Genomic DNA, 25,494 nt, shown 5'->3' with positions numbered 1-25,494 from the left:
CCCCGAAGGGATGACAGAACGATGACCAGCAAAGGCATCGTCATCCGCGAGGCGCATTTTCCGGGCCGCGCGCCGATCGAAGCCTACGGCAATGGCGGGTTCCGCTTTGCCGACATGTCGCACCGTGGTTCGCTCATGTGCCTGCCATCCGGCATCCATGGTTGGGAACCGGCTGATCCCCTGGCGCTGACGGTGGCGGATTTCGACAGGCTGCTGGCTGAGGCCGACAAGGTCGAAATCCTGCTGGTCGGCATGGGCAGGGATCTCAGGCCATTGCCCGCCGCATTGCGGGCCGCGCTGAAGGCCGCCGGCATTGCATCCGACCCGATGTCGACGGGGTCCGCGGTGCGGACCTACAATGTCCTTCTGGCGGAAGAGCGCGCGGTGGCCGCAGCGCTCATTGCCGTCGATTGACATGTCTCGAAGCGCTGAAATCGTCATGGACGCGGTGCGCGCCGCCGACCATGACCGCTATCTGACCGCGCTCTATGCAACGGCGGACAAGCGCGACGCGCTGTTTTCGCTCTATGCCTTCAATGCCGAGATCGCAGGCATTCGCGATCGCATCCATGAAGCGCTGCCGGGCGAAGTGCGGCTGCAGTGGTGGCGCGATGTCATTGCCGCCGGCGGCGAGGCCGGCGCCGGCCATCCCGTTGCCGAAGCCTTGAACGCCACGATAGCGACGTTCGGCCTTCCGGAGCCGGCCTTCGAGAACATGCTCGATGCGCGCATCTTCGACCTCTACGACGACCCGATGCCGTCGCGCACCGATCTGGAAGGCTATTGCGGCGAGACGGCCGCAGCACTCATCCAGCTTGCGGCGATGGTGCTCGATCCCGTCGAGGCGCCGCGCTTTGCCGATCTGGCGGGCAGGGCAGGCTGTGCGCAGGCGATGACCGGCCTGCTGCTGCTGTTGCCGCTGCATCGCCGGCGCGGACAGTGTTTTGTCCCGGCCGATATCCTTGCAGCGGCCGGCTCTTCGCCGCAGGAGTTCGTTGCCGGTGATGGCGGACCCGGCGCCAAACGCGCGGTGGCGGCGATGATGGCGCTGGCACGGGAACATCTTTCCGCCTTCGAGCGAGGCGCTCCGGCTCTGCCTGTATCGCTGCGTCCGGCATTCCTGCCGCTCGCCCTGTCACGTGCCTATCTCGGCAAGATGGAGAATGGTTCGCCGCTCGAAGGCGTGGCGCGGCTGTCGGCCTTGCGCCGGCATTGGCTGCTGCTGCGTCGCGCGAGCAAAGGCTGGCCTGCGCTTTGACGTAAACGTCAATCATGTTAAGACGTCCCCGCGCCAAACTGTTGCTGAAGACAACAGGCCGGCCCGGAGGAGATGAATGAGCTTACCCATATTGGTAGCGATCGTTACCTTCGGCATCGCGCTGTCGGTTGCGGCGGTGCATTTCACCGGCGGCAGCAAGACGGCGACGCTCAGCAGTGTCGATCGCGCAGTGAGCCGATTCACTGAGGATTTTCCCGACGAGATCGCGACGGTGGTCCGCCTGACAGCGGATGCCAAGACGGCGTTTCTGGATATCGGGCGAGGGCGCATCGGCATCGTTCACAGCATCGGCGATCGCTTTTTGACCCGCATCGTCTCGCCTCAGAATGTCGCGGTTTTGAACGCCGGAGATGCGAACACGGTTTCGCTGCGGCTCGCCGATTTCACCTGGAAGGGCGGCCGCTTCCGCTTTGCCAGCTCAACGGATGCACAGGGCGTGCTGAAAGCGCTTGAGCCGCAAGGTTCAAATTCCACTGGGCAGGCCGCGTGATGGACAGCTACAATTTCCCGCAAGTCACCCAACTGGCCATCCCGTTCTTCGTGGTCGCGATCCTGATCGAGCTTTGGTTGGTGCGCACCGGCCGCGCCAGGGATTCGTTCGAGACGCGCGACACCTTGACCAGCCTGATGATGGGCACCGGCAATGTCGTTGCCGGGCTGCTGCTTGGCGTCGTGTCCTACTGGGCACTGCTGTGGCTGTGGCAATTCCGCGTCTTCAATCTCGGCCTGTCGTTTGGGTGTTCCTGGCCGCCTTCCTGCTCGATGATCTGCGCTACTACGTCTATCATCGCATCGCGCACCGGGTGCGCTGGGTGTGGGCCGAACACGTAAACCACCATTCCAGCCAGCACTACAATCTGTCGACGGCGCTCAGGCAAAGCTGGACCGGTCTGTTCACCTTCATGTTCGTTTTGCAGGCGCCGCTGGTGCTGCTCGGCTTCCACCCGGCGGTGATTGCCTTCACCTTCGGCTTCAACCTTGTCTGGCAGTTCTGGATCCACACCGAGACGATCGGCAAGATGTGGAGCTGGTTCGAGTTCGTCTTCAACACGCCGTCACACCACCGCGTCCATCACGCCACCAATCCGCGCTACCTCGACGCCAACTATGCCGGCACGCTGATCATCTGGGATCGCGTGTTCGGCACCTTCGTCGGAGAACTGGAAGAAGACCGGCCGCGCTACGGCATCGTCAGGAATCTCGGCACCTTCAATCCGCTGAAAGTGGCGTTCCATGAATGGATCGGCATGTTCAGGGATGCCTTTGCGCCCGGTCTGACGTTGAGCGACCGCCTGAACTATCTGATCAAGCCGCCGGGCTGGAGCCATGACGGCTCGCGCGAAACTTCCGAGACATTGAAAGCTGCCTATGTCAGGCGAAATCCTGATGAGGCGGGCAAGCCGGGGTTGCCGGCGGCTGGTGTCGAGCCAGCCGAATAACCATCGCCTCAGGATGGTTCGCTCGACCCGCCCTCGCGCATCAGCGTTTCATAGTCGCGACCGCCATGGAAGATGTTGACGATGCGGACGAAGTTATCGTCGATGATGTAAGCGATGACTGCAGAGTGCTCGAACGGAACTGTTCGCAATCCTGGCAGGATGTCGTCGCGGGAACGACCGCCGCGAGGCGCGTTGCCGATGCTCTGGCACCGGTCTTCGATGCGCAGAACGAACTTCAGCGCGACGTCAGGACTTCCATTGGCTTCGACTATATGTCTGAAAATGTTGGCCAGATCATTTCTGGCATCTTCACGATACTCGACCTCAAGCCGCCGAATCATCGGCACGGCTCGAATACTGGGCGAAGAGTCCCCGGAGGTGAGTGCGAACCTCTTCTCCCGAATGGCCCGGCCTTGTATCCTCGATCGACGCCTTCACCCGGGCTCTGATCGACGCCATGCGCTCGGCATGCTCTTCCTCTTCGCGCTGGAAGGCGCGAAGGGCTGCACGGATGACTTCGCTGGCCGATCCGAAGGAGCCATCTTCGACCTTTTCGCGGATCATGCGCGCCATTGCGGGCGTGACGGTGACCGATAGTTTCTCGGCGGATTCCATGGCTGTCTCTCTTAGGCAAGAAGTGAGATAGTATCCTACTTGACGCCTATGGTCCAATCAGAGAGGAAGCTGGCTACTCTGCAGCTTCGGCCGTTTCCGTTTGCGCCGCCAATCCCAGCCATTGCCGGCAATCGGCGCGTGCGCGCGATGTGATGGCATGCCGCTTGGCAACGGTCTTGTCCTTGCCGCGCATGCGCTTGCCCTCGGTCTTCGGCGCTTCCACAGGCGGGAACAGGCCGAAATTGACATTCATCGGCTGGAAAGAGCGCTTTCCCGGCTCGTCATCCGAAACGATGTGGCCGCCTGTGATGTGGTTGAGCAGCGCGCCGAAGGCCGTGGTCAGCGGCGGCAGCGACGGCGCATGGCCGAGCCTTTCCGCGGCGGCGAAACGGCCGGCGAGCAGGCCGATCGCGGCACTCTCGACATAGCCCTCGCAGCCGGTGATCTGGCCGGCAAAACGCAGGCCGGGGCGCGACTTCAGCTGCAGCGAAGCGTCGAGCAAGGTCGGCGAGTTGATGTAGGTGTTGCGGTGCAGGCCGCCGAGGCGGGCGAAATCGGCGTTTTCAAGACCCGGTATGGTGCGGAACACGCGCACCTGCTCGGCGTGCTTCAGCTTGGTCTGGAAGCCGACCATGTTATAGAGCGTGCCCAGCGCATTGTCCTGCCGCAGCTGGACGACGGCATAGGCCTTCACCGTCGGATTGTGTGCATTGGTCAGCCCCATCGGCTTCATCGGGCCGTAACGGAGCGTCTCGACGCCGCGTTCGGCCATGATCTCAATCGGCAGGCAGCCGTCGAAATAGGGCGTGCCTTCCCATTGCTTGAATTCGGTTTTCTGGCCGTCGACCAGCGCCTGAACGAAGGCAAGGTACTGGTCCTTGTCCATCGGGCAGTTGATGTAGTCCTTACCGGTGCCGCCGGGCCCGACCTTGTCGTAGCGCGACTGGAACCAGCAAATGTCCATGTCGATCGTGTCGAAGTGGACGATCGGCGCGATGGCGTCGAAGAAGGCTAGCGCATCGGCGCCGGTCGCTTCCGCGATCGACTGGGCAAGTGAGGGCGCGGTCAATGGACCCGTGGCGATGATCGCCTGGTCCCAATCCGCCGGCGGCAGGCCCGGCACTTCCTCGCGCTGGATTGATATCAGCGGGTGCGCTTCAAGCCTTTTCGTCACCGCGTCGGCAAATCCGTCGCGGTCGACGGCGAGCGCGCCGCCAGCAGGCACCTGGTTGGCGTCGCCGGCGCTCATGATCAGCGAGCCGGCCAGCCGCATTTCGGCATGCAACAGGCCGACGGCATTGTTGTCGGCGTCGTCGGAGCGGAAGGAGTTCGAACAGACCAGCTCGGCCAGGCTGTCGGTCTTGTGCGCATCGGTGCCGCGAACGGGCCGCATTTCATGCAGGATGACGGGCACGCCGGCCTCGGCTGCCTGCCATGCGGCTTCGGAACCGGCGAGGCCGCCGCCGATGATGTGGATTGGGTTTTTGCTCATGAACGCCGGAATAATCGCTTGGTGCGGCGATTGCAATTGCCGTGCGCGGTGCGGAGCAAACAGCTGCTGATCGGAGCGCCCCTGAAAACAACAACACCCGCCGGGGGAGGAGGTCCGGCGGGTGTCGTTTTTGGGGTCGACCCTCGGGAGGAGGTGAAGGCCGACCATATTCGTCATCGCCGGGGAGGAGGTCGGCTTTGACGAAAACTCTTTCGCTAATTTTGAAAGGGGCGAAACCCTTCTGGGGCCGGGAAACAGCGCCCGCCGCGGGAGGAGGTGCGGCGGGCGCCGTTTTGGTGGCCAACCTTCGGGAGGAGGTGAAGGTCGGACCTATTCGTCATTGCCGGGGAGGAGGTCGGCTTTGACGAAATCTCTTTCGCTAATTTTGAAAGGGGCGAAACCCTTCTGGGCAAATTTGATTTGCCCCGGGGAAACAGCGCCCGCCGCGGGAGGAGGTGCGGCGGGCGCCGTTTTTGTGGTCAACCCTTGGGAGGAGGTAAGGGGTGACCGTATTCGTCAAGGTCGGGGAGGAGGTCGACCCTGCCGAAATTCTGTCTAGATCGCCTGGCGGGCGATGATCTTGATTTCGTCGCGGACGATACCGAGATCATGCAGCTGGCGGTTGGAAAGGCGACCCAGCTCGGTAACCGTCTCGCGATAAACGCGCCAGTTACGATAGTTGCGGATCAGGTTCATTGTCGTTCTCTTTTTCAAAACTGGTTCGGACCATTCGCGGTCCGAAGAATTAGACCGCCTTGCGAGCGACGTAAGGAATGTCGCTGCGGCTGATGCCGAGGTCGGTCAGTTCACGGTTGCTCAGGCGGCTCAGCTCGGACACGGTGTCCCTGTAGCGGCGCCAGTTGCGGTAGTTGCGGATCAGGTTCATGGTAGTTCTCGTTTCGTCTTTCTTGCGGATCATTCCGTTTGTGTACGAACTATAAATAGGCGGACCCATATCGATTTAAAAGCGCTATGGCTGCATGGCAGCAATGCAAATTGTGCAATGCAGCATTAACGGGCGTTCACGGACCTGACACAAAGAAACCCGAATCGGAAAATGCCGCCGCGTCAACGATTTGACCGGATCGGCTGAAAAAAGACCAAACGTGGGGGAGACACAGCATGGCGAGCTATTCGTCGCGGGTCAGGGCGGATATCGCGCGCTGGCTGCAGGCCGGGCTGATCGACGCCGCCACAGCCGATTCGCTTTCGTGCAATGTCGAGGCCAACGCGCGCGAGTCGCTTAGCTTCGGCTCTATCCTGGCAATGATGGCCGCCTTGCTGTTCGGCGCCGCCATCCTGATTTTCGTCGCCGCCAACTGGGACGCGATCCCGCGCCTGGCACGCGTGGCGGCACTGTTTGCCGTCATCCTCGGCGGCTATGTCGGGGGCGCGGTGCTGAAGACCCGCGACCATCCGGCGCTCGGCGAAGCGCTGTGGATCGTGGCGGCCGCGGCTTTCGGCGGCTCGATCGCGCTGATCGGCCAGATGTATCATCTCTCGGGCGACGAGGCGTCTGCTCTGGTCACCTGGGGCGCCGGCACGGCGCTGGCGGCGGTTGCGCTGCGTTCGAATCCGCTGACGGTCGCTTCGGTCGGCATCGCCGATGCCTGGCTGTTCCTCAAAGGCTTCGACTACTACAGCCGCAGCGAATTTCCGCATGCCTTCGTGATCATGGCGATCGTGCTGTTTGCCGTATCGTTCTGGACCCGCAGCCAGGCGGCGCGCCACCTGATCATCCTGTCGGTTCTGTTCTATCTTGTGCTGCTCGTCACCAACCACGACACGCTGCAGGTGGCTATCCCGCTGGTCGTCGTCTCGGCGCTGCTGTTCGCGGCCTCGGTCTTCGCGCCGGATCCGGTCGACCGGGTCGTGCAGCTCGGCGGCCGCTTGCCCTTGCACGCACTGCTCGGCTTCCTCACCGGCCTCGCAATGATCCAGTTCGAACTCGCCGACGAGAGCACCTACAACAGCGGTTTTGCCCTCGCTTCGGTGATCGCGCTTGCCGGCATTGTCGCCGCAATCGTGCTGGCAGGACGGGAAAGCCGTGGGCTGCGCTGGTTTGCCTATCTTGGCTTCGCCTTCGAACTCGCCATCATCTATGTGGTGACCTTGCAATCGATGCTCGATACAGCCGGCTTCTTCCTGGCCGCCGCAGTGCTGCTCGGCATCCTTGCGATCGTCATCATCCGCGTGGAAAAGCGTATGAAAGGTCCAGATGCCAAAGGAGCCACGGCATGATCACCGGGAAAAGGCTTGTCATCTCGGCACTGCTGCTGGCGCTCGTCCAGATCGGCTTCCTGAGCTGGATCATCGCCGGCCGCGCGGCGATCCTGCGCAACGGCAAAGAGGTGCTTCTGAAGATCGAGCCCGTCGATCCGCGCGACCTCCTGCGCGGCGATTATATTATCCTGGGCTACGATATTTCGCGCATACCGGTGAAAATGATCGCCAACATTCCGCCCGACAAGTTTTCCAGCGACGACACCTCGATTGTCGTGCGCCTGAAGAAGGGCTCCGACGGCTATTGGCAGCCGACGACAGCCTGGTTCGGCAAGGCGCCGAAGCCGGCCGCTGCGGACGAGGCCGATATTTTAGGCCACATCGCCGAGGGCTGGGATCTTCGCGGCGAAGGGATGACCATCGCGCCGGACTATGGCATCGAACGCTTCTATCTGCCGGAAGGCGAGGGGATGGCGATCCAGAACGACATGCGGGTGCGGCCATTCGGCATCCGTCTTGCGCTCGCCGGCGACGGCACCGCGCAGATCAAGGCGCTGGTGGACGGCGACAAGACGCTGTTCGAGGAACCACTCTACTAAGTCCCTTATTTGCAGTGGTGTGAAACATGCCAGTTAGCCTGTCGACGCGTGAGGACATCAACCTCGACACTGTTTTCCGCGTCGCCTGGAAGAAGGACACGGTGGACATCGACGAGAAGGCCTTGCAGCGCATCGCCGAATGCCGCGCCTCGTTTCTCAGGCTGATTGAATCCGATCCGCCACCGGTCATCTATGGCGTCACCACCGCCATGGGAGAGCTGGCGAGCCGCAAGCTCGAACTCGACGAGCGGGATCGCCATGCGCGCATCAAGGCGTTTGCCGCCGCCACCTCGTTCGGCGATCCCTTGCCGGATCGCGTGGTCAGGGCGATCGTGCTTGCCCGCCTGACGAACTTCATCGAGGGCAACGCCGCCACCTCGCCACGCATCGCGCTTGCCGTGGCCGCAATGCTCAATGGTGGGCCGATGCCAACAGTGCCGGCCTCGGGCCAGGGCGGCGCCGGCGAAATCCTGGCGCTCTATCCGCTGTTTGCCGAGCTTTCGACGCGCTTCGATCTCGAGGTCAAGGAACGCGGCTCGCTGATCAACGGCTCGCCCTGCGCTGCAGCCCTCGTAGCGGACGCGGCGCTCGCGGCGCGCCGCCGGATCCGCATGGCGCAAAAAGTGTTCGCGCTGTCGATCGAGGCGTTTCGCGCCCCGCTCGAACACTATGACGCCGCCCTCGATACGCTCTGGGGTGATGAGCATGAGGCCGCGGCCCTGCAGGGTTTGCGGGAATTTCTGGTTGGCGCCGGCGATGGGCGACGCAATTATCAGGCGCCGGTCAGCTACCGCATCGTGCCGCGCGTCCTCGGCCAGGCGCATCGTGCGCTGTCGTCGGCCGAGCGGGCAGCCAATGTGTCGCTGGCCTCTATATCGGACAATCCGGTCTATATCCCGCCCGAAGATGCACATCCGCTCGGCCGCTGCATCTCGACCGGCGGCTATCACAACGCCATGGCGACGCCGGCGCTGGATGATCTGGCGGCGATATGGGCCGACATCTGCCTGCTTTGTGATCGCCACGCCTCCAAGCTGCTCAACGGCAAGGTGTCGCTGCTGCCCGATCTTCTGATGACCGGACGACACTCGGCCGACAGCGATGGCCACGGCAATGTCGGCTACGTGCCGATGGCGATCACCGGCTATCTCGAGCAGGCCAAGCTGGCGGCGCAACGTACCTTCATTCCGGGCACGGAATCGGCCGGTGCGGGGCAGGACGACGTCGCCACGACGGCATTCTTCGCATGGACCAAGGAAGCGACCGCCGGCCGCTGCGTCGATGCCGCCATGGCGATGCTGGCGATGATCGCCTCGCAGGCGCTGCACGTCACCGAACGGACGCCGCCGCCGGCACTGCGCTCCTTCGTCGATCAAATCAGAGCTATCGTGCCGCCTGTCGGTGCCGATCGTGTGCTGGGGCCTGAGCTTGCCAGGCTGGCGGAATGGTTCACACAGAAAGTGTTCGAGGCGTAGAGATGCCAACAAGCCCTGGCTGGTGAAATTGGTGCGCCTGAACGGATGAAATTCGAACCGGTCCTCCTTGGCCAAGGCTTCGGAGGACGCTCCTTTGTCTAAGCGGTGTCGCGCCTTCAGGCGACCCGCTTCAGGTCTTTGTCTTTGTGCATGTCGCTCTCCCAAAACCGAGGTCACTTTGGGCGACATGCACTAACGAGCTTCAGGTGGCTCGCCACTCGAAGCTCGAAGAGCGAAGGCTGGTGCGGACGACGGGAATCGAACCCGTACGATCAGAGATCGAGGGATTTTAAGTCCCTTGCGTCTACCAATTCCGCCACGTCCGCAGGCCAGCCCTTTTCAGACGCCTGACACAGGCCGTCAAGTCATGTTGTTGAGCGTTCGACGAACGTGCAAACAGACGGGGCGACTTGATGATACTGGCGCGATCACGGAATTATCGGCGGGGCGGGTAATGGTAGGATGCGTGTGGTGGATTTGATCTGCCAAGGCCGGCGCCTCTCAGGCCCAACCCATTCCCCCCGCCCACTGGGAGCGTCGGCCACCCTTCCATGAAAGAGCCTTTGAGTGGTTGCCTGGTCCGGCAGCGTCGCGATTGTGGCCCTGCTCAGAACTTGTAGCTCAAATTGATGCCTACCGTGTTGAGCTTCACGTTCTGATCGCGATCGTTGAAGGGTTCCGCCACGTCGTAGTGCTCGGAGCCGAAATCATAGTAGCGATACTGTGCGCCGACGACGAACTTGTCGGTCAACGCGTAGTCGACGCCGGCACCCACGGTCCAGCCGACATTCGTGCGCGTGCTGGCGAACGCCGGACCCGCGACTTGCGATGTTTCGATGCCGGCAAAGGCGACGCCGCCAATGCCGTAGACCAGCAGGCGATCCATGGCGTAGCCGGCCTTGGCGTTGACCGACCCGAACCACTTGATGTCGGTGCCGAATGTGCTTCCCAGCGCCGATACCGTCGTGCCGCCGACCGAGGAATAGTTGAGGTCCGCCTCGGCGCCGAGCACCGCCTGGTTGAACTGCAACAGGCCTGCGACATGGCCGCCGACAAAACCGCCGTCAATGTCGGGCGCGATGGAAAACGGCGCGCCTTCTGTCACCGATATATCGGATTGGCCCCAGCCATAGCCGGCCTGCAGACCAGCGTAGTAGCCGGTCCAGTCGAAGCCGGGCGCGGTCATAGGCACGTCGACCGTTGGGTCGGCTGCAAAAGCCGGCACGGCCAGAACGGCGAGAAAACCGGCACTTGCGACTATCAGTCGACGCATCGAACTCCCCAAATGACGATTCAGAAAGATCCTCGCCAGAAGGATAACCGCATTCGCCGCAATCGCAATCCCCCTGTCGCCGCACAGAATCCTCTATTTGTCGTCGATGAAGTCCAGCACAGCCTGGTTATATTCATCCGGCGCTTGCAGCATGGCGAAATGACTGGCGTTGGGCAGGATAATCAGCTTCGCGCCCGGGATGGCGGAGGCGATATATTCGGTGTGTTCGCGCTTGATCGCTTCGTCATGGTCGCCGGCAACGATCGCCGTCGGCGTGGTTATCTCAGCGAGCTGCTCCTTGGTCCACGCCGGCTCGGTCTCCCACATATGGCTCATCTGCGCCACGAAGGCGTCATACTGGTCCGGTGTTTTCGACATCTTCTTGTAGTCGCGGCCGGAGCGGTCGATGTAGGCGGCAAAGGTCTTGTTGGTCATCACGCCCGGATCGACGCCGTCGGTGGTTACGTTGGCGGCTTGCGCAAACAGCCTTGTCAGCCGCTCCGGATGATGCAGCGCGATGTCGATACCGATGATGCCGCCGTCGCTCCAGCCGACGAGCGCGATCTTGTCGATCTTCAGGTAATCGAGCAGCGCCAGATAGTCCGACGCCATCAAGTCATAGCCATAGGGCTGCTCGGTGCGGGTGGAGCGGCCGTGGCCACGGCTGTCGGCGACGATCACCTTGTGCGTCTTGGAAAGCGTGGCCACCTGGCTGGCCCAGATGTCGGCGTGGCCGAGGCCGCCGTGAATGAGGAGCACCGGGTCGCCCGCGCCGAAAACGGCGTAGTACATCTGGATGCCGTTCACCGGCGCATATCCGCTCTGATCGGGTTTGGGCATGGCCGCAGGCTCCGGCAAGGTCTGCCAACGTTCCTCGGCGGCGGCAAAAGCGCTCGAAGCGGCGAACAAGATGACGATGGCGAACACTTTCCAAAAACGGGTCATGTTTTTTCCCTCATATGGTTCGGTCCGCGGTCAGCATCGCCTTCCAGCCGGATTAGTCAACAAGCCCGGCCTGCGCGGCGTGTCGGACCGACGGCTCTGGCGGCGCCCGCCGACGTTTGCGAGACTGGCCGTAACCGAGGAATCGCCAATGACGAAAGCAACGCCCACAAAACCCAGACCGTGGACCGAGATGGCGACACATCTGGTCGATGTCGCCATGGGGCGGAAGCCCGCTGACCTGGTCGTGCGCAACGGCCGCTGGGTGAACGTCCATTCGGGCGAGATCATCGCCGGCACCGACATCGCCATTGCCGGCGGGCGCTTCGCTTATTGCGGGCCCAATGCCAGCCATGCCATCGGGCAGGGCACCACGGTGGTCGACGCCGGCGGGCGCTATCTGGTGCCCGGTCTCTGCGACGCGCACATGCATGTCGAAAGCGGCATGGTGACGGTGACCGAGTTCTGCCGTGCCGTCATTCCGCACGGCACCACCTCGATGTTCATCGACCCGCACGAGATCGCCAATGTTCTGGGTCTGCCCGGCGTGCGGCTGATGCATGACGAAGCGGTCGCCATGCCCATCAACGTGCATGTGCAGATGCCGTCCTGCGTGCCTTCGGCGCCGGGGCTGGAACATGCCGGCGCCGAGCTGACGGTCGCCGATGTCGAGGAGGCGATGACCTGGGAAAACATTATCGGCCTGGGCGAAGTGATGAATTTTCCCGGTGTCGCCGCCAATGATCCTGTCATGTCGGGCGAGATCGCGGCGACGGTTCATGCAGGCAAGACGGTCGGCGGCCACTATGCCTCGCGCGATCTCGGCCTGCCGTTCCATGGCTATGTCGCCGGCGGCCCCGAGGACGACCATGAGGGCACACGCGCCGAGGACGCCATTGCCCGGGTGCGCCAAGGCATGAAGGCGATGCTGCGGCTGGGCTCGGCCTGGTACGACGTCGCCTCGCAGATCAAGGCGGTGACGGAGAGCGGCATCGACCCGCGCAATTTCATCCTGTGCACCGACGACAGCCATTCCGGCACGCTGGTCCAGGAAGGCCATATGGACCGCGTGGTGCGCCACGCCATCAGCCAAGGCTTGAAGCCGGTGACGGCGATCCAGATGGCGACGCTCAACACCGCCCAGCATTTCAGACTGGAGCGCGAGATCGGTTCGATCGCGCCGGGCCGGCTGGCCGACCTGCTGATCGTCTCGGATCTCGCCGCAATGACCATCGACGAGGTCTATGCACGCGGCGTCAGGCTGGCCAAGGGCGGCAAGCTCGAAATCGATATTCCGGCCTATGATTACCCGAAGACGGCGAAGAACACCGTCAAGCTTGGCAAGAAGCTGAAGGGCGGCGACTTCGATATCGTTGCTCCCAAAGGCGCCAACGAGGTGCGGGTGCGCGTCATCGGCGTCATCGAGAACCAGGCGCCGACGCGCGCGCTGGAGGCCGATCTGCCGGTCGAGGACGGGCTGGTCGCCATGGACCGCCGCAACGACATCTGCCAGATCGCGCTGGTCGAGCGCCACCGGGGCACGGGCGGCGTCACCAACGCCTTCGTTTCCGGCTTCGGCTATATGGGCGACTGCGCCATGGCGTCCAGCGTCGCGCATGACGCCCATCACATCATCTGCGTCGGCACCAACAAGCAGGACATGGCGCTGGCCGTCAATCGCCTGGGTGCGATCGGCGGCGGCGTCGTGCTGTTCTCCAAGGGCAAGGAACTGGCGCTGGTCGAAATGCCGATCGCCGGGCTGATGTCGGACGAGCGGGCGGAAATCGTCGCGGCCAAGGCCGAGAAGCTCACCGAGGCGATGCGCAAGATGGGCTGTTCGCTGAACAACGCCTACATGCAGCACTCGCTGCTGGCGCTGGTCGTCATTCCCGAACTCAGGATTTCCGATGTCGGCCTGATCGACGTGACGACGTTCCAGAAGGTTGATCTTTTCGTTTGAGATCAGCCGTCTGCGCTCGGCCGGTTCACCCGCCGGTGGCGATGGTCAGCACCTTGAACGGCGTGGTGATGACGATCTCGGCGACCGAGCCGACGGCCTTTCCGAGGCCCTGGCCGAGATTGTTCAGCTGAGTCGGGACGGGCTCGTCCGAGGCAAGGCCGGCAGGCGCCCGCAGCCGGTCGCCCAGCAGTTGCACCAGCATCGGGTTGTCGGCGAATTTGGCGTGGTTGAGGCGGTCACCGCCCTTGGCCTGGGAAAGATCGACCACCGACACGCCATAGCTGGCGAGGTCCGCCGCATCGCCATAATCGCCGACGCGCGGCTTGTCGCCCGAGATCAGGGAGGACAGCTTGAGAGCCCGGTCATCCGCCGAGAGCAGGATGGCGAATGGCTTGTCGGGTTTGCCGTAGCGGATCATCTGCTTCTTGAAGACGTCGACATCGATGTCGGGCGAGGCCAGGATGACGTAGCCGAGTTTGTCGTCGAGATCGCGATCGCCGGTGATGGCAAGCTGGCGCAGAGCCTCCATGGTCACCCAGGTCCCCATCGAGTGGGCGATGATGTCGATGCTCTTGACCTTGGTCTTGGCCAGCATCCTGAGCGTCGCCTCGAGGTCGTCGCGCGCTGCGTTGGCGCTTTCCTTGTCGTAGATGTAACCCGTGGTCTTGCCGCTCGAAGCCCACGAGAACAGCACCGGCGTGCCGGGATATTTCGTGTCGTGGGCGATCTGCGTCAGCCGGTAGATGCCGTCGTCGAAACCGTTGTTGAAGCCGTGCACGAAAACCAGCGTACGGTCGCCGCGCATGGAAATGTCGGCGCCGACCGCCTTGGCGAATTGCGGCGCGCCTTCATAGAAGGTGACGTCCTTGGCGGTGAAATCCTTGGCCGGATTGCTGTTCGCGGATCCCTTGGCCCGCTCGATGGCGCCGACCTGATGGTTTTTCGGGACGGTGACGTCGACACGGGCAAAGCTGGTGGTCAGCGAGCGATCGCCGTCGAACACCTGTCGCGGGTCTTTTGTTGCCCTCTGGCGTGTCGTGGCGACGAAGATCTCATGCGTGGCCGCGATGTCGGAAGCGGGCACCGTGACCGTCGTCCTGTTGAGCAGGTCGTGCGTTTTCCCGCCGGCGCAGCCGGTGACAGCGAGCGTCAATGCAACGACGAGATAACTCTTCGAACGCATGGTCATACGCCGGCTCCCGCAAAGGGGGACGTCAAACGCATGACGTCGCTGGCTATTCCGATAAGGCCGGAGACCGGCGCGGTCCAGTTCAAAGTGAATCGATACATCCGCAGTGGTGAACAGGCACGGCGAAAACCGCGGGACCGCATCTATTGTCCAAGCAGGCCGATACGATCGGTCACGTCACGGTCGCTGGCAAAGCCGTCATCCTCGCGCAGCCGCTGTCCGATCATCTTCACCAGCGTCGGATTGTCGGCGAACTTCGTATGGTTGAAGCTGTCCGATCCCTTGACCTTGGACAGGTCGACGACCGTCACGCCATAGGAGGCAAGATCGGCGGCATCCTTGTAGTCGCCGACGCGCGGCCGTGAACCGGCGATCAGGCCGGAGAGCCGCAGCGCGCGGTCGTCGTCCGACAACAGCAGGATGAATGGCTTGTCGGGCTTGCCATAGCGCCGCATCTGGCTCTTGAACACGTCGACATCGATGTCGGGCGAGGCCAGCACCACGTCGCCGAGCTTGCCGCCGAGGTCGCGGTCGCCGGTGATGGCCATCTGGCGCAGCGTTTCCATGGTGACCCAGGTTCCGAGCGAATGCGCGACGATGTCGATGCGCCGCGCGCCGGACTGCTCCAGCATCCTGAGCGTCACCTCCAACTGGTCGCGGGCAGCGCTGGCGCTTTCCTTGTCATAGACGTAGTCGGTGGTCCTGGCGCCCGATGCCCAGGAAAACAGCACTGGTGTGCCGGGATAGCCGGAATCATGGACGATCTGGGTCAGGCGATAGACGGCGGCATCGAAGCCGGTGTTGTAGCCATGCACGAAGACCATGACGCGGCCGCCACGCGCCGCGATGTCGGCGTTGAGCGCGCTGGAGAATTTCGGCTGCGTGTCGTAGCCGACGACCTCGGAAGCCATGAAATATTTGGCCGGGTCGTCCGACTTGCCGCGCGAGCGGCGCTCGATCTGGCCGGTCTTGTGAAGCCCCGGAACGGTGACGTTGACGCGGGCATAGTTCAGCGTCGCCGAGCGTTCGCCGTCGAAAACCTTGTTGGGATCGTCGGATTTCTTGCGCGTCGTGGCGATGAAGATCGAGTGGTTGCCGGCAATCTCCGTCACCGGCGCGGACACCATGGCGCTGCCCAGCAATTCCTGTGTTTGCTGGCCGGCGCAGCCGGCGACGAACAAGGCCAGGACAACGGTAAAAATCTTCTTCAAAGGCACGCCTGAATTTCCAACTCCGGCCGAAAGGCCTGTCTATCCTCACGATACCTCCCGGACAGGCAGAGTGCGGCAGAACTAAGTCATGTCCAGTCGAAATGTGATCGGCGCCCCGCTGCGGGCATCGCAGTGTTGCGCGAAAGCCAAAATGGCGGAAAACGCCTGCGTGATCCGCGCAATAAGCGCCGTCGCCGCCGGCCTTCCAATTCCCGCAGAGATAGCGATTTCAAGCCGCCCGGTGCGAGGGGGCATTAGAATGCACCCGCAAGTAGCTGAAAGTATTCCGCAAAATTTCCGCCCGGAAGGACGCACATGATGGACGATGGCGCCGCGTAGCCGGATATGCAATACGCGGCCTCGCGCCGCACCTTGTCCGGGCGCTCAACAACCGACGTGCGCGACCCGATCAATGATAGAGGTCCGCGGACAGCGTGCAACGCAAGGCGGCTTTCCCAAGGGTGGTTTCCGATGAACAGTTTCTCTTCCCGTGTTGCTGCCGCTGCGGCCGCGATCCGCCAGATCTTCCCTGAAACGCCGCTGCAGGAAAACGATTATCTGTCGAAAAAGACCGGTGCGCGGGTGCTGTTGAAGCGCGAGGATCTGTCGCCGGTCCGCTCCTACAAGATCCGCGGCGCCTTCAATTTCTTCCGCAAGACACTGGCGGCCGGCAACGAGGCTGAACTGTTCGTCTGCGCGTCGGCCGGCAACCACGCGCAGGGTTTTGCTTTCGTCTGCCGCCATTTCGGCAGGCGAGGCGTTGTGTTCATGCCGGTGACGACGCCGCAGCAGAAGATCGACAAGACCAGGCTGTTCGGCGGCGATTTCATCGAGATCAGACTGGTCGGCGATTTCTTCGACGACTGCTATCGCGCTGCCTTGGAATTCACCGGCAGTTCCGGCGCCTATATGGTGCCACCCTTCGATCACAAGGACATCATCGAGGGCCAGGCAACCGTCGCCTACGAGATCGCAGACCAGATGCCGGGCGCCCGCATGCCCGATATCGTCATGCTGCCGGTCGGCGGTGGCGGACTTGCCGCGGGCGTCACCCATTATTTCGCCGATCAGGGCAGGCAAGCACGGTTCGTCTTCTGCGAACCGGCCGGCGCGCCGAGCCTGCGCGAGAGCCTCGCGGCGGGAAAACGGCTCAAACTCGCCAAGGTCGACAATTTCGTCGATGGCGCCGCGGTGGCCGAGATCGGCCGCGAGCCGTTGCGTCATCTCAAGGATTTTCCAGCTGACACGGTGCGACTGATCCCGGAAAACCGGCTCTGCGCCACCATGATCGAGATGCTCAATGTCGAAGGCGTCGTGCTGGAGCCGGCCGGCGCGCTGGCGATCGATGCGCTCAAGGATTTCTCCAAGAAGGAGATCAGGGGCAAGACCATCGTCGCCGTGGTTTCGGGCGGCAATTTCGATTTCGAGCGGCTGCCGGACGTCAAGGAACGGGCGCTGCGCTTCGAGGGCCTGAAGAAATACTTCATCATCCGTTTTCCGCAACGGCCCGGCGCGCTGCGCGACTTCCTCGAACTGCTCGGGCCCGACGACGACATCGCCCGTTTCGAATATCTGAAGAAATCGGCGCGCAATTTCGGTTCGGTGCTGATCGGCATCGAAACCAGGGACCGCCGCAATTTCGATCTGCTCAAGGCGAAGTTCGAGGCCGAGGGCGTCCAGTATCAGGACATCACCGACAACGAGACACTGGCCGGGTTCATCATATGAGCGATCGGAGATCAAATGATTGAGCCGGGAAAAATCTTCGTCGCGCTGTTTTCCGGCATCAATGTCGGCGGCAATCGCATCGTCAAGATGGCGGAGCTGCGGTCGTTCTTCGAGGGGCTCGGCTTCTCCGATGTCGCCACCTATGTGCAGAGCGGCAATGCCGTGTTCCGGGGGAAAGAGGGCGAAGCGGTCACGTTGACGAAACAGATCGAAGCAGCCTTCGAGAAGAAATGGGGTTTTTATTCGCGCATCATGGTGCGTGATCTCTCGTGGTTCGAGCGGCTGGTGAGCGAAAATCCCTATCCGGAAGTTGCCGCGGACCACACGAAGCTGCACGCCTATGTGCTGGAGCGCGAGCCGACCGCCGACGAGGTGGCGCGGCTGGCCGAAAAATGCATCGGCCCCGAACGCTTCGAGATCAAGGGCGATGTGCTCTATCTGCACGCGCCGGACGGGCTGGGCAAATCGGTGTTTGCCGGACTGATCCCGCGCACGCTGAAAGTGCCGGGCACCGCGCGCAACTGGCGCTCGGTGCAGGCGCTGCTGGAAATGGCCGCTCAGGCCGGCGGGAAGTAGAGCATGATCCCGAAAAGTGGATACCGGTTTTCGCTAGAGATCATGCTCAAACAAACACTTATGCCGCTGGCGCGGGTTTCCAGTCGAAGGCCAGTTCTTCACGGAAAGCAAAGCGCTTGATGTGATCGGCGACAACGCTTTCCAGGCGTTCGAGCGAGCCGCCCTCGTCAGTCGTGACCGCGATATGAAGGGCGCCCGCGTCTGCGTCCAGAACTGTGCGGCCCATTGAGAGATCGATGGTGCCGTGGGTGGGATCGAACTCGACCGGAAATTTGTGCGCCCAGTGCTTGCACAGCTGTTGCAGATAACGGCTGGCGTGTTCGGTGGCGACATCGGCACGGCTGGTCGGCATGGATGAATTCTCCTGGTAAGCGCCGGCCTTGCCGGGCAGGCGCGATAGGCAGGTAGATAGGTGCCGTCGATCAAAACGGCAAAGGCGGCCGGCTGGTCCGCGTGGCCGCCCCATTCAAGATGGCGTGATCGCTACCAGGTGCCGGTGTTCGGCATCGAGGCCCAGGGCTCGGCCTTGGGCTTCGCCGGTCCCTTCTGCAGCAGCTCGAACGAGATGCCGTCCGGCGACTTGACGAAGGCCATGTTGCCGTCGCGCGGCGGCCGGTTGATGACGACGCCGTTGTCCATCAGATGCTGGCAGGTGGCGTAGATGTCGTCGACCTCATAGGCGAGGTGGCCGAAATTGCGCCCGCCCTTGTAGTCTTCCGGATCCCAATTGTAGGTCAGTTCGATTAGCGGCGCCTTGTCGGCGATGCCGCTTTGCTCGTCTTCCGATGCGGCGAGGAAGATCAGCGTGAAGCGGCCTTGCTCGTTTTCGTAGCGGCGCACCTCCTTGAGGCCGAGCTTGTTGCAGTAGAAATCAAGCGAGGCATCGACGTCGGCGACGCGGACCATGGTGTGCAGATAGCGCATGTGATTTCCTCGATAAATTGCGTTGCGGTGCAACATAGGGTCGGCCCTGTAAAAGGGCAATCATGCGGCAGCGCGCAATGCCGGCAAAGAACAAATCCGGTATTGCCCCAATGAACCGTGAAAAAAGGCACGGCAGGTCTTGCACACACCGGAAGCCGCAGTGTTAAGCTAGTGTCAAGAATCAGTCGCGGTGTTCTTGAAAAGAGGGGGCATTCTTATGGGGGAAAAGGCCTCTTTCATGGGGCGGGACGGACCCCTTGGCGACGCCCTGCAGCGTGACGAAGGCGGCGACGCCGCCGACCTGCTCGAAATTGCCGGCGCCATCAAGTGGTTCGATGTGGCCAAGGGCTATGGTTTCATCCTCCCGGATGACGGCATTTCGGGCGACATCCTCCTCCATGTGACATGTCTTCGAAAGGACGGCTTTCAGACGGCCCTGGAGGGCGCGCGCGTGGTCTGCCTCGTCAAACATGGCGACCGCGGATTGCAGGCCTTCCGGGTGCTCTCCATGGACGTCACCACCGCGGTCCACCCGGCCGAGATGCAGGAGCAGCGCACCCATGTCGCGGTGACGCCGGAGAGCGGTCTCGAACGCGCCTTGGTGAAATGGTTCAACCGCACCAAGGGGTTTGGTTTTCTCACCCGCGGCGAGGGCACCGAGGACATCTTCGTCCATATGGAAACCTTGCGCCGTTACGGTATCACCGAGCTTCGGCCCGGACAGGTCGTGCTGGTTCGTTTCGGGCGCGGCGACAAAGGCCTTATGGCCGCCGAAATTCACCCCGATATGGGGACCTTGCCGGTGTCGCACTAGGGCGTTTCCGGCCGAGGATCTCGAATGGCTTACAGGAACTGGCTGACCGCGGGCGCGATGTGCGCGATTGCCTTCATCGCCGCCGCCGGTGGTTACTTCTATTCCGAAAAGCCGACCTCGGCGGACAGCCGGGCGATGATCCTTCCGGCCGATCCGGCGCCATTGGTCGTGGTGACGAAAGGCGGTGATCGCTCTTTTTCCATCGAAGTCGCCGACACCGCTGCGGAGCGCGAGGCCGGCTTGATGTACCGCCAGGACATGGCGGACAACCACGGCATGCTGTTCGTCTTCGAGGTCCAGCAGCAGGTTGGCTTCTGGATGCACAACACGCCAATGCCGCTTGATCTGATTTTCGTCGGCCAGGATGGCAAGATCCGGGCGGTCAAGCACGGCGAGCCGCAATCGGACGCCGTCATCTCGCCCGGCGTGCCGGTGCGCTTCGTGCTCGAGCTCAAGGCCGGCACTGCCGCCAGGAACGGCATCGAGTATGGCGACCTTTTGCGCCACCCGGCCGTGGACACGGTATCCGGCCCCGGCATGCCACCAGCCGACAATAGCGATGCGCCGAATGGCGGTGGCGGTTGAGCACACAGGCGGGATCGCAGATGCAGTTTTTCACCCATGACGGCTTCGAGCTTGCCTTCCTCGACCGCCAGCCGGCATCGGGCGAAGGCGATCCGGTGCTCATGATCCATGGCTTCGCTTCGAGCCATTATGTCAACTGGGTGTCGCCCGGCTGGTTCAAGACGCTGAACGATGCCGGTTACCGCGCCATCGCCTTCGACAATCGCGGCCACGGCTCGTCGTCGAAGAGCTATGAGGAGGCCGACTACACGCCGGTCAAGATGGCTTCCGATGCCGCTGCCTTGCTCGGCCATCTCGGCATCGGGCGCGCCCATGTCATGGGTTATTCGATGGGCGCCCGCATCGCGGCGTTCATGGCGCTGTCCGATCCGGACAAGGTGGCGACGCTGGTCTTCGGCGGTCTCGGCATCGGCATGGTCGACGGTGTCGGCGATTGGGATCCGATCGCCGCCGCCCTGCTTGCCGATGATCCGGCCGCCACCAGCCATCCGCGCGGCCGGTCGTTTCGCGCCTTCGCCGACCAGACCCGCAGCGATCGCCGTGCCTTGGCCGCTTGCATCGCCAAATCGCGCGAATTGCTGAGCGAGCAGGATATCGCGCGCATCGCCCAGCCGACGCTTGTCGCCGTCGGAACCACCGACGACATTGGCGGCTCGCCCGACGAGCTTGCAGCGTTGATGCCGAACGCCAGCGCCTTTCACATCGAGGGCCGGGATCATATGCTGGCCGTCGGGGACAAGACCTTCAAGCAGCGCGTGCTGGAGTTCTATGCCGAGAATCCGCTCTGAGCGGACGGCGAGGGACGCGGGACGTGACTGCCCTCAGCCTGTGGTGAGAGCCGCCAGCGACCGCGCCATGTTTTCCCGGGCCTGCCGTTCAAAGCGTTGCCGGAATTCCTCGGTGTGGAAAATGTGTGGGCGGGCGAGGAAATTCTTCAGCACCGCACTGCGTCCGGCTCGCCACATCGGCTCCTCCACCCAGTGATACTCGCGCCGCACGGCGCGCTCATAGGCGTCGAAGGCGTCCGGCGCGGCTCCCAGGATCGACAGGTCCATATCCAGAAAAAGACTTGCGTCCCGTGTGGCCGCCGCGTCGTCGAACGGCGGCACCTGGTGCGTGGCGGTGGCGACGATCATTGCCGAGATGCGGTCGAGACGTGAAGGATCCGCGCGGCCCGCCAGCTCTTTCTCGGCAAGGGCCGCACTTTGCGCCTCATTGTCCTTGGCCTTGCTGTCGTAGATGGCATCGTGGAACCAGATCGCCGCTTCGATCGCCTCGGGGTCGCCGAGCAATTCTCGACAGTCGCCAGCGAGCGCCAGCATTGCCTCGATATGGGAAAGGTTGTGATAGTGGCGGCCTGGCGCCCGGTAGAGAGCCGAAAGCTCGCTTTTCAGCGCGTCGTCGATCAAGGGTTCGTTTTCCATGGCTGCTTGAATTCCCGCGAACCAAATCCATTTGACAAAGCACTAAGGAAAATTGAGTTCAATCGTGCTATGATCTGGCTTATATGTGCGGCCAGGCAACAGGCAAGCACTACAGGCAAGCCAGGCAGGACGCAGGACCAGACGGCGATGAACAGCATCAGCATTTCCCGACACAGCGCATTGAAGCCGGTCGATCCGATCTGGCGTTCGATCCGCGACGAGGCCATGGAGGCTGTCAACCGCGATCCGCTGCTCGCTGCATTCCTTTATTCGACCATCCTCAACCAGGACAGCCTGGAGGAGGCGGTCATTCATCGGCTGGCCGAGCGGCTGGCGCACCAGGACATCGGCTCCGATCTCATCCGCCAGACCTTCAAGTCCATGCTGGCCGACGACAAGGAGTGGCCGACGACGGTGCGTGTCGACATCCAGGCCTATTACGATCGCGATCCGGCTTGCGACCGCTTCATCATGCCTGTGCTCTATTTCAAGGGTTTCCACGCCATCCAGACCCATCGGCTGGCGCATTGGCTGTGGAACCAGGGGCGCAAGGATTTCGCGCTCTACCTGCAGAGCCGCTCGTCCTCGGTCTTCCAGACCGACATCAACCCGGCCGCCCGCATCGGCAAGGGCATCTTCATCGACCACGCCACCGGCCTCGTGGTCGGCGAGACCGCGGTCATCGAGGACGACGTGTCGATCCTGCATGGCGTGACGCTGGGCGGCACCGGCAAGGCCGGCGGCGACCGCCACCCCAAGATCCGCTATGGCGTGCTGATCGGCGCCGGCGCCAAGATCCTCGGTAACATCGAAATCGGCCATTGCTCGAAGATCGCGGCCGGCTCGGTGGTGCTGTCGCCGGTGCCGCACAACAAGACGGTTGCCGGCGTGCCGGCCCGCGTCGTCGGCGAGACCGGCTGCGATCAGCCGTCGCGCCAGATGGACCAGCTTCTACCGTCGCAGACGATGGATCAGGTCGTCAGTTTCGACATCTGATTTTCACGGCGCCGCCGTCTGCTGTCGAATTCCGGCCGCGGGCAGGAGCGGGCGGTTGTCTCGCCTTATCAGGCCGCTTGCCTTTACATCGCCATTGTCGACGTGCCAGAAGCGCGTTGAACGAGCAAGCCCGATGATCGGAGAAGACTGTTGAAGCCGGACGAAATCAGAAAGCTGGACGCCTATTTCAAGCGCGTCTTCCAAAACCCCAAGCTTGAGGTCAAGGCACGGCCGCGCAAGGATGATTCGGCCGAGGTCTATGTCGGCGACGAATTCCTCGGCATCGTCTTCAAGGACGAGGACGACGGCGATTACAATTTTTCGATGGCAATTCTCGACATCGATCTGGCCTGAGCCAGCAAATCTTGCGGTCGGTCGGCTCATGCGGCCGGCCAGCCGGTTCCCTCGAAGCGTTCTTAGCGTCCCGCCTTCAGAACGCGCCCGGCTTCAGTGGCGATTGCCGCGTCGAGCGCCTGCCAATCGCCCAAAAACTCCCTTGGGAAGCGATAGGTGAGGCTGAGTTCGTCGCCGACCTGAATGTCGCGCTCGCAAGGCGCCAGCGATTGCTCGGCACTCGGCCCGCTCAGGCAACGGGCCACGAACGGCTCCTTGCCGGGGCGATTGCCGACAACCAGCACCTCGTTCAGATAGCCTGATTTCTCGTTGAAACCATAAATCATCGTGCCGCCAGGCCCGGCAATGCCGGGTCGGGTGATCAACGCGCTGTAGATCGGCGTGAAGCGGCCACTCATGTCACGCGACATCATCTGCTGTTCGAAGGACAGAAAGACGACGTTCTTGACTGTGCCCGTGTGGTTGAAATCGTTGCGCGCCGGCTCGCTGTAGCCGTCCATCTGGGGATAGCGCAGATAGAGGTCGAGCCGCGAGGCGATGCCGTCGCGCCGGGCTTGGGCGAAACGGATGGCGTTGGCCGGGACCGTGATGACATTGTTGCCGATCACCACCTGGTGCACCGTTGCGTCGTCGGTGTATCCGGCCATGGCGATCGAGTGGCCGAACCATTTGCCGGCAAGGCTGATCGCCACCGACAACAGGGCGAGCGCCGCGAACCCGTAGAGCACCCGCTTCATCAGCGTGGAATCGACCACGGTAAGTTCGTTGGCGAGCGCTGCCTGCTTCATCTCAGTCCTCGAATCTCGGGCCGCCCGTCCGCCTCCAGTGTCCCTGGGCGGCACACATCGCACGGCACGGCTCTTGCAGCCTGCATGGAACGACTGTGCAATTTCATGGTAAATGGAAAGTTAAGATGGGACCGCTGGAACTCACACTCTTTGCTTTTGCCGTCGGGTTGACGGCCTGCGGGCTGGCCGGATCGGCCATGGAACTGGTGTCGGGCCGCAAGGTCGCCTTCACCGAACCCTATGTGTCGCCGTCACATGTCTTGCGCTCGCTGCTCGCCACGGCCTGTGCCGGACCCTTCATGCTGGTCAACGATGCCATCGATGCCCGGCGTCAGCGCCGCATTTCAACGTTGGCGCTGATGTCCTGCGGCTGCACGGCAATTGCGTGGACCTTCGCGCTGGGCGTCGTCGTGCTTGCCATTGCCTCATGGACGGTCCGTCTCCTAGGGTCCGAACTGCCAGGCTGAGACGATTCGGAGACCAGAAATGCCGCTTTATGCGATCGACGGAACAGAGCCCAGCTTCGCCGATGCGGACTCGAACTGGATCGCGCCCGATGCGACGCTGATCGGCGACGTCAGGGTCGGACGCAATGCCGGCTTCTGGTTCGGCGCCGTCATCCGCGGCGACAATGAGCCCATCGTCATCGGCGCCGACACCAATGTGCAGGAACATACCGTCATGCACACCGATCCCGGCTTCCCGCTGACGATCGGGGAAGGCTGCACGATCGGCCACCGCGCCTTGCTGCATGGCTGCACGATCGGCGACAACAGCCTGATCGGCATGGGCGCCATCGTGCTGAACGGCGCGAAAATCGGCAGAAATTCTCTGGTCGGCGCCGGCGCGCTGGTCACCGAAGGCAAGGAATTCCCGGACAATTCGCTGATCGTCGGTTCACCTGCCAAGGCGATCAGGGTGCTGGACGACGCGGCCGTGGCCAGGTTGCGCGGCTCGGCGGCGCATTATGTCGCCAACGGCAAGCGCTTCAAGGTTGGGTTGAAGAAGGTCTGAGGCCGGTTTGGCCACCTGTCGGCGAGGGTTCGTCGCGCCCCAACTCACTGTTCGTTGGAGCTGCGCCCGGCCATCGCATCGCGCAGCAATGAAGCACCGGCTTCAAAGCCGGCAATCTCGGCCTCTTCCACGGCCGTCCTGTAGTTATCGATGCGGGTTTCGAGTGCCGGGTCGGCGCCCGCCACCAAAAGCAGGCGGATCGCATCGGCACTGCGGATTGCCACCGAATAGTGAAGCGGCGTCCAATCGTTCACACCCCGCATGTTCGGGTCGGCGCCGCCGTCGATCAATACCCGCACGATGTCCAGCCTGTCGGCCCGGTCGGTGGACAGCGCCGCAATGACGGACGGAAACCCGCCGTGATCCTGATAGTTCGGATCCGAGCCAACATCCAGCAAGGTCGAGATGAAACCGACGGGGCTCCAATAGATCCCATATTCCAGCGGATGCCCGAGGCCGAGTTCAAACGGCATGCGCTCATCGAACCAGCGGGGCGAGCCGCCCAGGGCTACGCCGAGGCCTTCGAAATCGCCGGCCTTGAAGGCATCGTCGATCACCTTGAACAGACGATGACGTTCGCACCGATCTTCCGGG

Annotated in this window: 30 protein-coding genes, 1 tRNA gene and 1 pseudogene; 17 read left to right on the top strand and 15 right to left on the bottom strand. The window is 62.7% G+C overall.

Annotated features, from left to right (window positions below; translation table 11 throughout):
- The first annotated feature begins 21 nt into the window (after positions 1-21).
- From NKH97_RS06695 to NKH97_RS06680, 4 genes and pseudogenes are all read left to right on the top strand, one after another.
- Entirely contained in the window at positions 22-414 is a 393-nt protein-coding gene (locus NKH97_RS06695) for an Mth938-like domain-containing protein (protein WP_352795827.1), read from the top strand.
- A gap of 1 nt (position 415) precedes the next feature.
- Complete coding sequence (locus NKH97_RS06690) at positions 416-1,258, top strand: phytoene/squalene synthase family protein (RefSeq protein ID WP_352795825.1); 843 nt, start codon at positions 416-418, stop codon at positions 1,256-1,258.
- A 136-nt stretch (positions 1,259-1,394) separates the two neighbouring features.
- Entirely contained in the window at positions 1,395-1,769 is a 375-nt protein-coding gene (locus NKH97_RS06685) for a hypothetical protein (RefSeq protein ID WP_348629836.1), read from the top strand.
- Positions 1,769-2,718, top strand: a pseudogene (locus tag NKH97_RS06680) (sterol desaturase family protein). Before NKH97_RS06685 ends, NKH97_RS06680 begins: the two are co-directional and overlap by 1 nt.
- 8 nt (positions 2,719-2,726) lie before the next feature.
- On the opposite strand, the gene NKH97_RS06675 reads toward NKH97_RS06680, so the two are convergent.
- From NKH97_RS06675 to NKH97_RS06655, 5 genes are all read right to left on the bottom strand, one after another.
- The gene (locus NKH97_RS06675; protein ID WP_128304048.1) at positions 2,727-3,059 is read right to left on the bottom strand and encodes a type II toxin-antitoxin system RelE/ParE family toxin; all 333 of its coding nucleotides are present in this window, start codon (positions 3,057-3,059) and stop codon (positions 2,727-2,729) included.
- Positions 3,043-3,333, bottom strand: coding sequence for a type II toxin-antitoxin system ParD family antitoxin (locus NKH97_RS06670; RefSeq protein WP_128304019.1), 291 nt, complete (start codon positions 3,331-3,333; stop codon positions 3,043-3,045). The genes NKH97_RS06675 and NKH97_RS06670 overlap by 17 nt, the downstream gene beginning before the upstream one ends.
- Positions 3,334-3,406: 73 nt before the next feature.
- Positions 3,407-4,825 (bottom strand): methylenetetrahydrofolate--tRNA-(uracil(54)-C(5))-methyltransferase (FADH(2)-oxidizing) TrmFO, encoded by a 1,419-nt coding sequence (gene trmFO, locus NKH97_RS06665; RefSeq protein WP_352439910.1) that lies wholly within the window; start codon positions 4,823-4,825, stop codon positions 3,407-3,409.
- Positions 4,826-5,380: 555 nt separating this feature from the next.
- A complete protein-coding gene (locus NKH97_RS06660) occupies positions 5,381-5,521 on the bottom strand; it encodes a DUF1127 domain-containing protein (protein WP_013531314.1) in 141 nt (46 codons plus the stop codon).
- Between the two features lie 49 nt (positions 5,522-5,570).
- Positions 5,571-5,711: a DUF1127 domain-containing protein gene (locus NKH97_RS06655; protein ID WP_013531315.1), complete on the bottom strand. Its 141-nt coding sequence runs from the start codon at positions 5,709-5,711 to the stop codon at positions 5,571-5,573.
- A 236-nt stretch (positions 5,712-5,947) separates the two neighbouring features.
- On the opposite strand from NKH97_RS06655, the gene NKH97_RS06650 reads away from it, so the two are divergent.
- Genes NKH97_RS06650 through NKH97_RS06640 form a run of 3 tightly spaced genes read left to right on the top strand, consistent with a single transcriptional unit; the run spans position 5,948 to position 9,122 of the window.
- Positions 5,948-7,066 (top strand): DUF2157 domain-containing protein, encoded by a 1,119-nt coding sequence (locus NKH97_RS06650; RefSeq protein ID WP_352609627.1) that lies wholly within the window; start codon positions 5,948-5,950, stop codon positions 7,064-7,066.
- Positions 7,063-7,647, top strand: a complete 585-nt coding sequence (locus NKH97_RS06645; protein WP_352439912.1) for a GDYXXLXY domain-containing protein — start codon at positions 7,063-7,065, stop codon at positions 7,645-7,647. The genes NKH97_RS06650 and NKH97_RS06645 overlap by 4 nt, the downstream gene beginning before the upstream one ends.
- A 26-nt stretch (positions 7,648-7,673) precedes the next feature.
- A complete protein-coding gene (locus NKH97_RS06640) occupies positions 7,674-9,122 on the top strand; it encodes an aromatic amino acid lyase (RefSeq protein WP_023812169.1) in 1,449 nt (482 codons plus the stop codon).
- A 240-nt stretch (positions 9,123-9,362) separates the two neighbouring features.
- On the opposite strand, the gene NKH97_RS06635 is transcribed toward NKH97_RS06640, so the two are convergent.
- From NKH97_RS06635 to NKH97_RS06625, 3 genes are all read right to left on the bottom strand, one after another.
- Positions 9,363-9,448, bottom strand: a tRNA-Leu gene (locus tag NKH97_RS06635).
- Between the two features lie 281 nt (positions 9,449-9,729).
- Positions 9,730-10,395 carry an outer membrane protein gene (locus NKH97_RS06630; RefSeq protein ID WP_352439913.1) on the bottom strand — a complete coding sequence of 222 codons (666 nt, stop codon included), beginning with the start codon at positions 10,393-10,395 and terminating at the stop codon, positions 9,730-9,732.
- Positions 10,396-10,488: 93 nt separating this feature from the next.
- On the bottom strand, positions 10,489-11,340 hold the full coding sequence (locus NKH97_RS06625) for an alpha/beta fold hydrolase (protein WP_352439914.1): 852 nt from the start codon (positions 11,338-11,340) through the stop codon (positions 10,489-10,491).
- A 148-nt stretch (positions 11,341-11,488) separates the two neighbouring features.
- Between NKH97_RS06625 and ade the strand changes: the two genes are divergently transcribed.
- Positions 11,489-13,297, top strand: coding sequence for an adenine deaminase (gene ade / locus NKH97_RS06620; protein WP_352439915.1), 1,809 nt, complete (start codon positions 11,489-11,491; stop codon positions 13,295-13,297).
- 25 nt (positions 13,298-13,322) lie between these two features.
- Here ade and NKH97_RS06615 read toward each other — a convergent pair whose 3' ends face one another.
- Positions 13,323-14,486, bottom strand: coding sequence for an alpha/beta hydrolase (locus NKH97_RS06615; protein WP_352795819.1), 1,164 nt, complete (start codon positions 14,484-14,486; stop codon positions 13,323-13,325).
- Positions 14,487-14,629: 143 nt separating this feature from the next.
- Positions 14,630-15,703, bottom strand: coding sequence for an alpha/beta hydrolase (locus tag NKH97_RS06610; protein WP_023812164.1), 1,074 nt, complete (start codon positions 15,701-15,703; stop codon positions 14,630-14,632).
- A 465-nt stretch (positions 15,704-16,168) separates the two neighbouring features.
- Between NKH97_RS06610 and ilvA the strand changes: the two genes are divergently transcribed.
- Positions 16,169-17,425, top strand: coding sequence for a threonine ammonia-lyase IlvA (gene ilvA / locus NKH97_RS06605; protein WP_352795817.1), 1,257 nt, complete (start codon positions 16,169-16,171; stop codon positions 17,423-17,425).
- 15 nt (positions 17,426-17,440) lie between these two features.
- On the top strand, positions 17,441-18,001 hold the full coding sequence (locus NKH97_RS06600) for a DUF1697 domain-containing protein (protein ID WP_352439916.1): 561 nt from the start codon (positions 17,441-17,443) through the stop codon (positions 17,999-18,001).
- A gap of 58 nt (positions 18,002-18,059) precedes the next feature.
- Here NKH97_RS06600 and NKH97_RS06595 read toward each other — a convergent pair whose 3' ends face one another.
- On the bottom strand, positions 18,060-18,353 hold the full coding sequence (locus NKH97_RS06595; protein WP_352439917.1) for a DUF2218 domain-containing protein: 294 nt from the start codon (positions 18,351-18,353) through the stop codon (positions 18,060-18,062).
- 131 nt (positions 18,354-18,484) lie between these two features.
- The gene (locus NKH97_RS06590; RefSeq protein ID WP_352439918.1) at positions 18,485-18,925 is read right to left on the bottom strand and encodes a VOC family protein; all 441 of its coding nucleotides are present in this window, start codon (positions 18,923-18,925) and stop codon (positions 18,485-18,487) included.
- Positions 18,926-19,142: 217 nt separating this feature from the next.
- On the opposite strand from NKH97_RS06590, the gene NKH97_RS06585 reads away from it, so the two are divergent.
- Genes NKH97_RS06585 through NKH97_RS06575 form a run of 3 tightly spaced genes read left to right on the top strand, consistent with a single transcriptional unit; the run spans position 19,143 to position 21,112 of the window.
- Positions 19,143-19,739, top strand: a complete 597-nt coding sequence (locus tag NKH97_RS06585) for a cold-shock protein (RefSeq protein ID WP_502897069.1) — start codon at positions 19,143-19,145, stop codon at positions 19,737-19,739.
- Between the two features lie 24 nt (positions 19,740-19,763).
- Positions 19,764-20,324, top strand: a complete 561-nt coding sequence (locus tag NKH97_RS06580) for a DUF192 domain-containing protein (protein WP_352439921.1) — start codon at positions 19,764-19,766, stop codon at positions 20,322-20,324.
- Positions 20,325-20,344: 20 nt separating this feature from the next.
- The gene (locus tag NKH97_RS06575) at positions 20,345-21,112 is read left to right on the top strand and encodes an alpha/beta fold hydrolase (protein ID WP_352439922.1); all 768 of its coding nucleotides are present in this window, start codon (positions 20,345-20,347) and stop codon (positions 21,110-21,112) included.
- A gap of 33 nt (positions 21,113-21,145) precedes the next feature.
- On the opposite strand, the gene NKH97_RS06570 is transcribed toward NKH97_RS06575, so the two are convergent.
- On the bottom strand, positions 21,146-21,748 hold the full coding sequence (locus NKH97_RS06570; RefSeq protein ID WP_352439923.1) for an HD domain-containing protein: 603 nt from the start codon (positions 21,746-21,748) through the stop codon (positions 21,146-21,148).
- A 147-nt stretch (positions 21,749-21,895) separates the two neighbouring features.
- Here NKH97_RS06570 and cysE point away from each other — a divergent pair, with 147 nt between their 5' ends.
- Both cysE and NKH97_RS06560 read left to right on the top strand, forming a co-directional pair.
- A complete protein-coding gene (gene cysE, locus NKH97_RS06565) occupies positions 21,896-22,744 on the top strand; it encodes a serine O-acetyltransferase (RefSeq protein ID WP_013531333.1) in 849 nt (282 codons plus the stop codon).
- A 150-nt stretch (positions 22,745-22,894) separates the two neighbouring features.
- Complete coding sequence (locus NKH97_RS06560) at positions 22,895-23,098, top strand: DUF3126 family protein (protein ID WP_013531334.1); 204 nt, start codon at positions 22,895-22,897, stop codon at positions 23,096-23,098.
- Between the two features lie 62 nt (positions 23,099-23,160).
- Here the strand turns inward: NKH97_RS06560 and NKH97_RS06555 are convergent, their stop codons facing one another.
- Positions 23,161-23,886: a hypothetical protein gene (locus NKH97_RS06555; RefSeq protein ID WP_352795811.1), complete on the bottom strand. Its 726-nt coding sequence runs from the start codon at positions 23,884-23,886 to the stop codon at positions 23,161-23,163.
- Between the two features lie 125 nt (positions 23,887-24,011).
- Here NKH97_RS06555 and NKH97_RS06550 point away from each other — a divergent pair, with 125 nt between their 5' ends.
- Positions 24,012-24,353, top strand: coding sequence for a DUF6949 family protein (locus tag NKH97_RS06550; protein WP_023812154.1), 342 nt, complete (start codon positions 24,012-24,014; stop codon positions 24,351-24,353).
- Between the two features lie 19 nt (positions 24,354-24,372).
- On the top strand, positions 24,373-24,900 hold the full coding sequence (locus NKH97_RS06545) for a gamma carbonic anhydrase family protein (protein ID WP_023812153.1): 528 nt from the start codon (positions 24,373-24,375) through the stop codon (positions 24,898-24,900).
- Positions 24,901-24,944: 44 nt separating this feature from the next.
- On the opposite strand, the gene NKH97_RS06540 is transcribed toward NKH97_RS06545, so the two are convergent.
- Positions 24,945-25,457: an ankyrin repeat domain-containing protein gene (locus tag NKH97_RS06540; protein WP_352795808.1), complete on the bottom strand. Its 513-nt coding sequence runs from the start codon at positions 25,455-25,457 to the stop codon at positions 24,945-24,947.
- Positions 25,458-25,494 lie beyond the last annotated feature (37 nt).

The sequence above is a fragment of the Mesorhizobium sp. M0870 genome, from assembly GCF_040319775.1.
GTDB lineage: Bacteria > Pseudomonadota > Alphaproteobacteria > Rhizobiales > Rhizobiaceae > Mesorhizobium.
This window is presented reverse-complemented; position numbering and strand designations above follow the sequence as displayed.

Excerpts from the sequence above, each read along its gene's own strand:
- NKH97_RS06585 (WP_502897069.1), top strand. The coding sequence starts at position 19,143 with ATGGGGGAAAAGGCCTCTTTCATGGGGCGGGACGGACCCCTTGGCGAC.
- NKH97_RS06575 (WP_352439922.1), top strand. The coding sequence starts at position 20,345 with ATGCAGTTTTTCACCCATGACGGCTTCGAGCTTGCCTTCCTCGACCGC.
- ade (WP_352439915.1), top strand. The coding sequence starts at position 11,489 with ATGACGAAAGCAACGCCCACAAAACCCAGACCGTGGACCGAGATGGCG.
- NKH97_RS06660 (WP_013531314.1), bottom strand. The coding sequence starts at position 5,521 with ATGAACCTGATCCGCAACTATCGTAACTGGCGCGTTTATCGCGAGACG.
- NKH97_RS06555 (WP_352795811.1), bottom strand. The coding sequence starts at position 23,886 with ATGAAGCAGGCAGCGCTCGCCAACGAACTTACCGTGGTCGATTCCACG.
- NKH97_RS06570 (WP_352439923.1), bottom strand. The coding sequence starts at position 21,748 with ATGGAAAACGAACCCTTGATCGACGACGCGCTGAAAAGCGAGCTTTCG.
- ilvA (WP_352795817.1), top strand. The coding sequence starts at position 16,169 with ATGAACAGTTTCTCTTCCCGTGTTGCTGCCGCTGCGGCCGCGATCCGC.
- NKH97_RS06580 (WP_352439921.1), top strand. The coding sequence starts at position 19,764 with ATGGCTTACAGGAACTGGCTGACCGCGGGCGCGATGTGCGCGATTGCC.
- NKH97_RS06545 (WP_023812153.1), top strand. The coding sequence starts at position 24,373 with ATGCCGCTTTATGCGATCGACGGAACAGAGCCCAGCTTCGCCGATGCG.
- NKH97_RS06695 (WP_352795827.1), top strand. The coding sequence starts at position 22 with ATGACCAGCAAAGGCATCGTCATCCGCGAGGCGCATTTTCCGGGCCGC.
- NKH97_RS06600 (WP_352439916.1), top strand. The coding sequence starts at position 17,441 with ATGATTGAGCCGGGAAAAATCTTCGTCGCGCTGTTTTCCGGCATCAAT.
- NKH97_RS06550 (WP_023812154.1), top strand. The coding sequence starts at position 24,012 with ATGGGACCGCTGGAACTCACACTCTTTGCTTTTGCCGTCGGGTTGACG.
- cysE (WP_013531333.1), top strand. The coding sequence starts at position 21,896 with ATGAACAGCATCAGCATTTCCCGACACAGCGCATTGAAGCCGGTCGAT.
- NKH97_RS06645 (WP_352439912.1), top strand. The coding sequence starts at position 7,063 with ATGATCACCGGGAAAAGGCTTGTCATCTCGGCACTGCTGCTGGCGCTC.
- NKH97_RS06690 (WP_352795825.1), top strand. The coding sequence starts at position 416 with ATGTCTCGAAGCGCTGAAATCGTCATGGACGCGGTGCGCGCCGCCGAC.
- NKH97_RS06670 (WP_128304019.1), bottom strand. The coding sequence starts at position 3,333 with ATGGAATCCGCCGAGAAACTATCGGTCACCGTCACGCCCGCAATGGCG.
- NKH97_RS06595 (WP_352439917.1), bottom strand. The coding sequence starts at position 18,353 with ATGCCGACCAGCCGTGCCGATGTCGCCACCGAACACGCCAGCCGTTAT.
- trmFO (WP_352439910.1), bottom strand. The coding sequence starts at position 4,825 with ATGAGCAAAAACCCAATCCACATCATCGGCGGCGGCCTCGCCGGTTCC.
- NKH97_RS06625 (WP_352439914.1), bottom strand. The coding sequence starts at position 11,340 with ATGACCCGTTTTTGGAAAGTGTTCGCCATCGTCATCTTGTTCGCCGCT.
- NKH97_RS06650 (WP_352609627.1), top strand. The coding sequence starts at position 5,948 with ATGGCGAGCTATTCGTCGCGGGTCAGGGCGGATATCGCGCGCTGGCTG.
- NKH97_RS06675 (WP_128304048.1), bottom strand. The coding sequence starts at position 3,059 with ATGATTCGGCGGCTTGAGGTCGAGTATCGTGAAGATGCCAGAAATGAT.
- NKH97_RS06655 (WP_013531315.1), bottom strand. The coding sequence starts at position 5,711 with ATGAACCTGATCCGCAACTACCGCAACTGGCGCCGCTACAGGGACACC.
- NKH97_RS06630 (WP_352439913.1), bottom strand. The coding sequence starts at position 10,395 with ATGCGTCGACTGATAGTCGCAAGTGCCGGTTTTCTCGCCGTTCTGGCC.
- NKH97_RS06615 (WP_352795819.1), bottom strand. The coding sequence starts at position 14,486 with ATGACCATGCGTTCGAAGAGTTATCTCGTCGTTGCATTGACGCTCGCT.
- NKH97_RS06590 (WP_352439918.1), bottom strand. The coding sequence starts at position 18,925 with ATGCGCTATCTGCACACCATGGTCCGCGTCGCCGACGTCGATGCCTCG.
- NKH97_RS06640 (WP_023812169.1), top strand. The coding sequence starts at position 7,674 with ATGCCAGTTAGCCTGTCGACGCGTGAGGACATCAACCTCGACACTGTT.